Source organism: Opitutaceae bacterium TAV5 (assembly GCA_000242935.3).
Lineage (GTDB): Bacteria > Verrucomicrobiota > Verrucomicrobiia > Opitutales > Opitutaceae > Geminisphaera.
This window is the reverse complement of record CP007053.1, coordinates 2139609-2150000: the sequence shown is the minus strand read 5'-3', so window position 1 is coordinate 2150000 and position 10392 is coordinate 2139609. Positions and strand designations below refer to the sequence as shown.

The 10392-nt window shown below is 62.6% G+C and carries 4 protein-coding genes and 2 rRNA genes (1 of these 6 cut by a window edge); 5 read left to right on the top strand and 1 reads right to left on the bottom strand.

Annotated elements, in window-relative coordinates:
- Both OPIT5_09505 and OPIT5_09500 read left to right on the top strand, forming a co-directional pair.
- Positions 1-1696, top strand: a 23S ribosomal RNA gene (locus OPIT5_09505) (it extends 1133 nt beyond the left edge of the window).
- 112 nt (positions 1697-1808) lie between these two features.
- Positions 1809-1924, top strand: a 5S ribosomal RNA gene (locus OPIT5_09500).
- Between the two features lie 106 nt (positions 1925-2030).
- On the opposite strand, the gene OPIT5_09495 is transcribed toward OPIT5_09500, so the two are convergent.
- On the bottom strand, positions 2031-3230 hold the full coding sequence (locus OPIT5_09495) for a homoserine O-acetyltransferase (GenBank protein AHF90398.1): 1200 nt from the start codon (positions 3228-3230) through the stop codon (positions 2031-2033).
- A gap of 194 nt (positions 3231-3424) precedes the next feature.
- On the opposite strand from OPIT5_09495, the gene OPIT5_09490 reads away from it, so the two are divergent.
- The 3 genes from OPIT5_09490 to OPIT5_09480 all read left to right on the top strand — a co-directional run bounded on the left by OPIT5_09490 (position 3425) and on the right by OPIT5_09480 (position 10170).
- Positions 3425-4186 (top strand): transporter, encoded by a 762-nt coding sequence (locus OPIT5_09490; protein ID AHF90397.1) that lies wholly within the window; start codon positions 3425-3427, stop codon positions 4184-4186.
- Positions 4187-4265: 79 nt separating this feature from the next.
- Positions 4266-5552, top strand: a complete 1287-nt coding sequence (locus OPIT5_09485) for a membrane protein (protein AHF90396.1) — start codon at positions 4266-4268, stop codon at positions 5550-5552.
- Between the two features lie 202 nt (positions 5553-5754).
- Entirely contained in the window at positions 5755-10170 is a 4416-nt protein-coding gene (locus tag OPIT5_09480; protein ID AHF90395.1) for a propanediol utilization protein, read from the top strand.
- The last annotated feature ends 222 nt before the right edge of the window (positions 10171-10392 follow it).

The window sequence follows — 10392 nt, the reverse complement described above, 5'->3', positions numbered from 1 at the left end:
TAACAGCTGACCCATCGAGCGAATTTGCGCCGAAAATGATCGGGACTCAAGCTATGTACCGAAGTTGTGGACTGTAGCAATACAGTAGTAGGAAAGCGTTCCAAGTGGCAGTGAAGCAGGAGGGGCAACCGACTGTGGAGCTCTTGGAAGTGAGAATGCAGACATAAGTAACGATAAAGGTGGTTGAATTCCACCTCGCCGTAAGGATAAGGTTTCCTGAGGAAGGTTCGTCCTCTCAGGGTTAGTCGGGAGCTAAGACGAGGCCGTAAGGAGTAGTCGATGCACAGCAGGTTAATATTCCTGCACCCGCCTGTAACTATCCAGTCGAAGACGGATTGACGGAACCAACGGACCCTTTTGACAGGGCACTGCAAAGCCACGGCTGAGCGGATGTTGGCGAAGGAGATTCCAAGAAAATTTGACTGGCCACTATGCAGGCCGCCCGTACCGCAAACCGACACAGGTATCCGGGATGAGTATTCCAAGGCGCGCGAGTTAAATCTCTCTAAGGAACTCGGCAAATTAACCCCGTATCTTCGGTATAAGGGGTGCCCCGCAAGGGGCCGCAGTAAATAGCAACAACCGACTGTTTAGCAAAAACACAGCTCTCTGCCAAGTCGCAAGACGATGTATAGGGAGTGACACGTGACCAATGCGAAAAGGTGAAAGCGTGAGGTGCAAGCTTCGCGTCTAAGCCCTCGTGAATGTCGGCCGTAACTATAACGGTCCTAAGGTAGCGAAATTCCTTGTCGGGTAAGTTCCGACCCGCACGAATCGTGTAACGAGTTGTTGACTGTCTCGGAGAGAGGCTCGGTGAAATTGTAGTGGCGGTGAAGATGCCGCCTACCCGCAGCAGGACGGAAAGACCCTATGCACCTTTACTGTAAGCTGTTATTGTCGCTTGATTTTCATTGCGTAGAATAGGTGGGAGACTTTGAGGACTGGCTCCAGGGCCAGTCGGAGTCACAATGTGAAATACCACTCTATGTTAATTAGGCGTCTAACCACACTACCATGATCTGGTTGTGGGACAGTGATAGCAGGTCAGTTTTTCTGGGGCGGAATCCTCCCAAAAAGTAACGGAGGATTACGAAGGTTCCCTCGGCCCGGTCGGTAATCGGGCTATAGAGCGCATGAGTATAAGGGAGCTTTACTGTGAGACCTACAAGTCGAGCAGTTGCGAAAGCAGGTTCAAGTGATCCGGTGGTTGAATATGGAATCGCCATCGCTCATAGGACAAAAGGTACGCTAGGGATAACAGGCTGATCGCGCCCAAGCGTTCACAGCGACGGCGCGGTTTGGCACCTCGATGTCGGCTCATCACATCCTGGGGCTGGAGAAGGTCCCAAGGGTTCGGCTGTTCGCCGATTAAAGTGGTACGCGAGCTGGGTTCAGAACGTCGTGAGACAGTTCGGTCCTCTATCCGCTGTGGGCGTTTGTGATTTGAGGGGTTCATTCTCTAGTACGAGAGGACCGAGAATGACGAACCTCTGGTGTTCCGGTTATCGCGTCAGCGGTAGCGCCGGGTAGCTATGTTCGGAAGGGATAAGCGCTGAAAGCATCTAAGCGCCAAGCCCATCCCAAGATAAGATCACAATCCAGTCTTCGGACTGGTGCAAGGTCCGGGTAGACCACCCGGTTGATAGGACAGAAATGTAAGCGTAGTAATACGTTGAGTTTACTGTTACTAATTGCCTTGCTTGTTTATGCAAACCTCTGGTGTTACCAGGCGTTTATTTAACCTCCTTACAGGTACATCCACAAAAAGAGCAGACTTTATCCATTTCTCCCTCACGGGAGATCGATTTCCTGGTAATTATATGCCGGGGGTTCCACCCGTTCCCATCCCGAACACGGCCGTTAAGCCCCGAGCAGCCAATGGTAGTGAGGCGTTAGGCCCTGCGAGAGTAGGTTGTTGCCAGGTTTATGACCCGGATGCTGAAAAACAGCATCCGGGTCTTTTTTTGCCCGGATTTTCCGGGCAGGCGGAGAAACAGGGAGCCGGAAGCAGGAGCCGGTTGGCTCCGTGTTCAGATATCCAGGAAGCCGCGCACGAGGTCGTAAAGCTGCGGCGATTCCAGCAGAAAGGAATCATGCCCGAGATCGGTGGTCAGTTCGGCGTAGCTGGCGCTGCCGCCGCTGCGAAGCATTGCCTCGGCAATCCGGCGATTCTGTTCCGGCGGGAACAGCCAGTCGCTCGTGAACCCGACAACCAGCATCCGCGCTTTCACTTTCCGGAAAGCGTCCTCGAGCGAACCGTACGCGGCCGCGAGGTCGAACTGGTCGATGGAACGCGTGATGTAGAGATACGAATTGGCGTCGAAGCGGTTGATGAACGTCTGTCCCTGGTAGCGCAGGTAGCTCTCGACCTCGAACTGGACATCGAAAGCGGTCGCGACGCCTGCCCGCACAGGCGCAGGCTGGATCACCCCGGCGCGTTCGTGCACCTGGCGGCGCCCGAATTTCCGGTCCATCGACGCATCGGAAAGGTAGGTGATGTGCGCCATCATGCGGGCGATCGCCAGCCCCACGCGCGGTCCGCCGCCGAGGCCGTAGTCGCCGTGATTCCAGTCCGGATCCTGCATGATCGCCTGCCGGCCGACTTCGTTGAAGGCGATGGCCTGGGCGCTTTCCCGGGCCGTGGTCGCCATCGCAACGATGCGCTTCACAAAATCCGGGTACTCGATGCCCCATTGAAGCCCCTGCATGCCGCCCATCGAGCCGCCGATCACCGCGTAGAGTTCGCGCACGCCGATGCCATCGAGCCAGATTTTTTGCGAACGCACCATGTCGCGGATCGTCACCACGGGAAACGAGATGCCGTAAGGCTGGCCGGTGCGCGGATTGATCGACGAGGGACCGCTCGATCCCTGACAACCGCCAAGCACGTTGCAGCAGAGCACAAAAAACCGGTTGGTATCCACGGCCTTGCCGGGGCCGATGAGATTGTTCCACCAGCCGGGCTTGCGGTCGGCGAGCGAATGGATGCCGGCGCAGTGGTGATCGCCGCTCAGGGCATGGCAGATGAGAACGGCATTGTCGCGCGCAGCATTGAGGCGGCCGTAGGTTTCGTAACGCAGCGTGAAGCCGGGCAACACCTGGCCATCGTCGAACGTAAACGGTTCCGTCGTGCTGAAATCGTGCGGTTCGATGAGCCCGACCTCACCGGGTTCGGCGCGATGGGAACCGGAAAACACATCGGGCTCATCGTAGTCGTCGGCGTCGTTCATGTGGTGGTGCGGATGTCGGCAAGGATGTTGGGGCAAGGCTCGCCGGCAAAAACATTCCCCGGGACGGGCAAAGGCAAGCACGCTGCTCGGGACGGGTTCCGGATTCCGGCCATCCGGAGAGGAGAGCCGGTGCGACAACAAAACCGTTGCGGCAGCCATTGGCCGCGCCATCAAGGGGCGCACGCTTACATCTCATGGAATGGTACTATGTTTTCAACGGCCAGCGCACCGGGCCCGTTTCCCAATCCGAATTCGACCGGCTGGTGCAGACGGGAGTGATCACGCCAGCCACACTGGTGTGGAGGCCGGGCATGGACAACTGGCAGCCGTGGTCCGAACTGGCGCCTCCCGGGCCTCCGGCATTGCCGCCGCTGCCGGACACCGATGCAGAAGCCGGAGAGTTCGCGGTTGAGGCGGGGGAGGCCCCGCTTTCGGCCGGAGCCGGGCACGCCGGCGGGCAGGCGGCTCCTTTCGGTGAACCGGTTTTTCCGGCCACCGGAACGCGGTTCGCCGGTTTCTGGATTCGCCTCGCCGCCAAGCTGATCGACGGCGTGTGCCTGTTCGCCCTGTGCGTTGTCCCGCAACTGGTCGTGATCTTTTCGGTCGCCGCGGCGCTGGGAGTGGATCTGTCGCAGCCGCCCTCCGACCTTTCCGAGCTTGGTCCGCGCCTTCTGGTGCAGATGGCCAGCCTTGTGGTCGGCACGATCATCGGGATCGGCTACTCGGTGTTTTTCATCCGTCGCTTCGACGCCACGCCCGGCAAGCTCGCGGTGGGCATCCGCCTCGTCCGCGCCGACGGGACAAAGCTTTCGGCCGGACGCATCATCGGCCGGTATTTTGCCGAGCAGCTCAGCATCATGACGTTCCTGGTCGGCTACATCATCGCCGGCTTTGACGGGGAAAAACGTTCGTTGCACGACTACATCTGCGACACGCGCGTGGTTTTCAAAAACTGACCGGCGCCCGGACGACGGCCGGCAGAACCCGCGCCATCCGGCTTGTCTCCACCGGTTTGCCAGTCATACCGGTGGGATCATGAACCCCCTCCTTGGTTCCCTCGTGGCAAGCGCCTGTCTGGGCGCGCAGATCGGGTTGATCCGGCAATGGAGCGACCAGCAGACCCTGGCGTCGCTTGCCAGCGGTGAAGGCGGCGGACGCCCGCCGATCGACTTTGGCGGGGTGCGCACGTTTTCGTTGTGGGGGCTGCTCGGCTGCATGGCTGCCTGGATTTCCGACCACCACATCAACGCCACCTTGCCCGTCGTCATGACCCTCGTGGGGCTGCACCTGCTCGTCGCCCATTTCAAGGACACGACCGGGCACTCGCCCGGCGGCACGTCGTTTGCCGCCTCGATGCTCACCTGCCTGATCGGCGCGCTCATCAACTGGGGTTACACGCAGGGTGCGATCCTCGCCACCGCGCTCACGATGGTGATGCTCGGCGTCAAGCAGCCGCTGCACCGGTGGACGAGCGCGTTCACCGCCGAGGACATGCGCGCCACGCTGCAGTTCGCGGCCATCACCGGCGTCATCCTGCCGCTGGTGCCGGATCGCGACATGGGGCCGTTCAACGCGATCAACCCCTACGCCACCTGGATGATGGTCGTGCTGATTTCCGGCGTCGGGTTTTTGGGCTACGTGCTGATGCGATTCCTCGGCGCCAACGCCGGCATCACCATCACCGGCCTGGTCGGCGGGCTGGCGTCGAGCACGGCGACGACGCTCACGTTTGCCAAACGCAGCAAGGACATGCCCGCGCTGGGGGCCGACTACTCGCTCGCGGTGATCCTTGCCTGCGTGACGATGTGTCCGCGGTTTCTCGTCATGGCCGGCCTGGTGGACATCGAGCTGGTGCGGCCGCTTCTCGTGCCGATGGCGCTGATGGCCTTGCCCGGTCTCGCGTACGCCGGCTGGATCTGGTGGGGCCGGCGGCACGCGCATGCCAGAACCGTCTCGACGCCGGCAATGAAAAATCCGCTCAACCTGAAGGCGGCTCTGCAATTCGCCGTCCTCTACGCGGTGGCGGCGTTTCTGGTCAAGGCGTGCACCGAGCTGCAATGGCAGGACGGCGTGCTGCCTCTGTCGTTTCTCTCCGGCCTGACAAGCCCCGACGCCATCGTGCTGCTGATGGCAAACAATCATCACGACGGCACCGCCACGCTGGCGCTGGCCGTGAAGGCGATCGTGCTCGCCTCGGTGGCGAACAACGTCGGCAAGGCCGGCATCGCCATCGCGTACGGCGCCGGCGGGCTCCCGAAACGCGTCACCTGGATCCTTGCCGCCATGAGCGCGACCGGACTGGCCGGACTGTTTTTCGTGTAACCGGCCTTGATCCGGCAATCTGAAATACCGACCCTCTCCTTCTCTCTCCGAAACCCGCTTCCTTGACTGTTCCCGTCCGACCCTGCTCCCGCCTGCCATGCGATTTTTTCAGGTGTTCACCTGACTATTCCCGACGGCAACGCTTCGCTACACTTCCCGGTTTCAAATTTTCCAGAAACATGCCTGCCGGAGACCCGATCTGATGAACCTTCGCCCGAATCCCTCCCGAAAAAAGCCCCGGAAACTGTATGCGGCTCTTCTGCTGTCGGGCGTGCTCGGTTGCCTCGTCTGGCAACTGTCCGGCCCCTCCGTCACGGACCCGCAGTTGCCGGCGGTCGCGCCGCAATCCTCCCCGGCGTTCGTTACCTCCGCTGCGGCGGCGGAGGATGCCGATGATGGCGCGGGCATCACCGGGCCGGTCAACTATGCACCGGTTGCCCCGCTCACCGATCCGTCCGCTCTTCGCCCCTCTCCCGTCAACCCCAATCCCGCCTGGGTCGGTCTGCCTCCCGGGGCCGTCTGGCGCATTCCGGCCAACACCGATGGCGCCGACTACATCGTTTCGTTTGACGAACTCTATCTGCCGACCCGCTCCGATCTTGCGGACAACGCCTTGCGCCTCGACGCCCCCGCCGCCGACCTTCCGGCGCTCCTCGAGGTGGCGGCGGACCACACTGCGCCGGCCACAGGTGGCGCCGGCGACCGTTCCTCCGGCGTCCAGCCCCATCTCGTCCTTTACCCGGCGGGTTCGGCGCGCAGTCCTGCATCGCGGCTCCTCGTGACGATGCAGGTATGGGTGGAGACCGATACGCCCGCCGCCGCCGCGGCCGTGGCTTCCCGCGCCGGCGAACTCGAGCTCGGCCTTGGCGAACTGCGTCCCGTCCCGTATTCCGAGGGCGCCTGGCTCGCCGATGTCACCGGCGACCCCGCCCAGCCCCTGCGCGCCGCCGCCGCCCTTTCCGGCATGGAAGGCGTGCGCCTGGCCATGCCCATGCTCGCTTCCCGGATGAGTCCTGCCGCCGATCCCGACGATCCGCTTTTCTCCCGCCAGTGGCATCTCTTCGACTACGGCCAGCAAGGCGGCAAGGGCGGCAACGATATCAATGTCCGGCCTGCCTGGAACCTCGGCTACACCGGAGCCGAGTCCGGGATCGCCGGCGTTCCCGTGCGCATCGGCATTGTGGACGACGGACTCCAGATGGCATTCAGGCCGTCGAGCGACATGGAAGCGGAGGACTGGCCATATCTGCCGGAAGTCGATCATCCCGATCTCATGGATAATCTCGGCGGCAAGCATCACGACTGGATCGCCCCGCTCGAAGCCGCCGCGCGCAAGGCCGATCCGCAATACCAGTTCGTGACGCCCGACGAACACGGCACCGCTGTCGCCGGTCTCGCCGCCGCTCGCGGCAACAACGGCAAGGGCGTGACCGGCGTGGCGCCCCGCGCCAGCCTTACCCGCCTTCGCATCCTCGGGCACGACAAGGTCACTCCCGCCATGGCTGCCGAGGCGCTCCTCTGGGACTGCCCGAAAGAAGATCTGCTCAAGGACGAAGACACCGGCATCGAATACCCTCCGCCCGAGGACGTCATTCACATCAAGAACAACAGTTGGAGTTACAAGGCCCCCACCTCCTCCGACTGGCTCGCGCAGACAACCTACAAGGCCATTCTCGACGCCCTGGCCACCGGCACTCGCAAAGGGCGTTTCGGGAGCGGCACCCTCTTCGTCTTTTCGTCGGGCAATCACCAGTCAGTCAACCCCGGTGTGAAAAATCCCATCGCGGCCGGCAGCATGTATGCATTCCCGGTCGGCGCGACCGACAACAAGGGCCGCGTCGCCGATTTCAGCCAGGGCGGGCCGCACCTGCTCGTCAGCGCCCCCGGCGACGCGCAAGTGGGCGTCGTCACGACCGATCGCACCGGCGCGCGCGGCTACCATACGCCCACCCACCCTACGCTGGGCCAGATGGCGGATCTCGACTATACTGCGGTCTTCAACGGCACCTCCAGCGCTGCACCGATCGTTTCGGGTGTCGTTGCCCTCATGCTCGAGGCCAACCCTTATCTCGGCTGGCGCGACGTGAAGGAAATCCTCCTGCGCACCTCCACCCGAATCAGCGCGTCGTCATGGGTCACGCGCGATGGCGGCCAGCCTGGCCTGCCGCCCATCAAGCACAGCGAGAGCGCCGGCGGCGGACTCGTCAACGCCGGTGAAGCCGTCAAGCTCGCCCGCGAGTGGATCAACCTCCCCGACAACTACGCCGACGACAACCCGGAGAACAACCCGTACGTCAGCGCAAGTTTCCTGACGACCGGCGCCGTCCCGATTCCCGACAAAGGCAGCGCCCGGGCGGTTTTCGATTTCACCTCGTTCGGCAACAACATCCGGGTCGAACACGTTGTCGTGGACCTCAAGATCGCGCATCCTTACCGCGGCAGCCTCACCATCACGCTGCGCTCCCCCTCCGGCGCTACCAGCACCCTGCTGCCGCGCTGGAAAAACGACAAGGGCTCCGGCGTCCAGACCACCCTCGTCAGCGTCCGCCACTGGGGGGAACTCTCCAAAGGCAAATGGACGCTCTCGGTCAACGACGGCACGGCAGATACCAGAACAGGCTCCCTCAACGCCAGCACCACGCTCACGCTTTACGGCACCCGTCTTGCCGCGCCGTTCATTACCGCCGCCAACCAGCCGGCCGCACTCACCATCGTTCCTGCCGGCGCCATCCCGCCGCCGGTTCTCTTCACCGGAGCGACCGGCAATGCGATCAACTACCAGTGGCGCCTCGACAACAAGGAGATCGCCGACGCCACCTCCCGAAGGCTCACGCTTTCCGGCATCACCGTCGCCCAGGGCGGAGCCTGGACCTGCCGCGTGTCCAATCTTCTCGGCGCCATCACTTCCGATGTCGCCGATGTCACCGTTTACGAACCGCGACAGCAGACCCTTACCGCCGTTGCCGGCGACACGTACCGGTTCCCCGCGCCCGTTGCCGGCGCAGGTCTGAAAAACCTCGCCTGGTTCCGCGACGGCAAGCCCGTTCTCAATGACAACCGTATTTCCGGAGCCAATACGACGCAGCTTGTCATCCGGAACATCGCCACCGCCGATTCCGGCACTTACACGCTCCGGGCCAACGCCGCCGACGGCACCTCGCTCAACGGCACCGCGCACAGCATCGGCGCCATGGTTCTCACCGTGCAGCCCCGACCGGGCGAGCAGCCCGTGCCCACGCTTTACGGCGAAGTCGGCCGCGGCATCGACTTCCCCGTCCCGCCCGGCGGCGTCTCCTATGCCTACAAGGGCCTTCCCAAGGGGCTGAAAGGCGACAAAAAAACCGGAGCCATCACGGGTAGCGCCACCACCGTCAGCAGCGCGACGGTGACGCTCACCGTCACCTTTGCCGACAAGAGCAAACAGACCGTCACCCGCTTCATCGAGATTGCTCCCTCGCCTGCCATCGGAACCTTCAGCGGTTACGTGGAACGCTCGGCCTCTCTCAACCAGAACCTCGGCGCGCTCCTGACGTTCACCTCCACGGCGAAGGGTGCCGTCTCCGGCAAGCTTCTCGTCGGCAAGACCAGCACCTCCTTCCGCAGCCAGCTTGCCTGGGCCGATGGCGCGACGACCTCGGCCACTCTCGACGCCGTGCTCACGCCGCGCGGGTTGCCGCCGCTCGCCTTGCATCTCGACATCCCGCAAGACGGTTCCGCGGTCACCGGTTTTGTCCGGCCCGCCGCCGGCGGCCTGCAGGCAACCGTCACCGCCTGGCGCAATCCGTGGGATAAAAAAATCCGGCCCGCCACCAGCCAGGCCGGCGCGTACACCCTCGTGATGGAAAACCCGGTCGAGAACACCCGCTATCCCGTCGGCTATACGACGGCTTCCGTCACCACGGCCCTCGACGGCAAGGTGAAGTGGGTGCTTTATCCCGCCGACGGTTCGCCCGCGCTCAAGGGCGCCACCGCGATTTCCGCCGACGGCACCCTCCCGCTCCATGCGGTCGAGGCCAGCCCGGCCGGTTCCATTGTCGGCTGGCTTCGTCTGCCTGACCGCTTTGCCGCCGATCCGGTCACGCCCGGCGAACTCACCTGGAGCCGGGCGCCCGTTGCCCCGGGAGGCAAGAAGGGCGTGCAGTCGTACCCCGAAGGGTTCGGTCCGCTTCCTCTGGCCATTGCAGGCGCGCCCTACCATCCGCCCGCCAAAGGCCAGCTCCTCTTCGGACTCGTTCCCGAAGACGGCAACACGCAACTCATACTTCATGAAAGCGAGTCGGTTGATTTCGGCGAACAGGCTTACCTGCTCGAAGGCGTCTATTTCGGCCTCTGGACCAACAACAAGGTGCGCGCGCCCAAAATACCGCTCCAGCCGAAACTCGCGCTCAAGCCCGCCACCGGCGAGTTCAGCGGCAGCCTCACGCTCGCGGACCCCGATCCGGCCAACCCGAAAAAGACCATCAAACGCACCGTCAAATACGCCGGGGTTGTCATGCAGAACTGGAGACGCGGCATCGGTTATTACCTGATCCCGGCGCTTCCCGGCGCGACGCCCTCCAGCCCGCTGTCGGGAGAAATATACTACGGTCCTCTGGAGTCGGACGACGACGGCGATTGATTCTCCGGGCTTGGTCAGAATATGCGCAAATTAGGCAAATTCACGCATAGTGAAACCGGTTGATTGCACGTGATCTCGGGAGTAACGGTTTTGCTCATATTCGTTCTTTGCCGATTTCCGGAGACGCCACCCTGCTTTCCTTTTCCCGACCCGATCTGGCCGATGGTTCATACCTCACGATCGATCCGGTGAGCGTGGAAAAGATCGATCCGGTTTCCTCGA

Coding starts and splice junctions, on each gene's coding strand:
- OPIT5_09495 (AHF90398.1), bottom strand. CDS start 3,230: ATGAACGACGCCGACGACTACGATGAGCCCGATGTGTTTTCCGGTTCC.
- OPIT5_09480 (AHF90395.1), top strand. CDS start 5,755: ATGAACCTTCGCCCGAATCCCTCCCGAAAAAAGCCCCGGAAACTGTAT.
- OPIT5_09490 (AHF90397.1), top strand. CDS start 3,425: ATGGAATGGTACTATGTTTTCAACGGCCAGCGCACCGGGCCCGTTTCC.
- OPIT5_09485 (AHF90396.1), top strand. CDS start 4,266: ATGAACCCCCTCCTTGGTTCCCTCGTGGCAAGCGCCTGTCTGGGCGCG.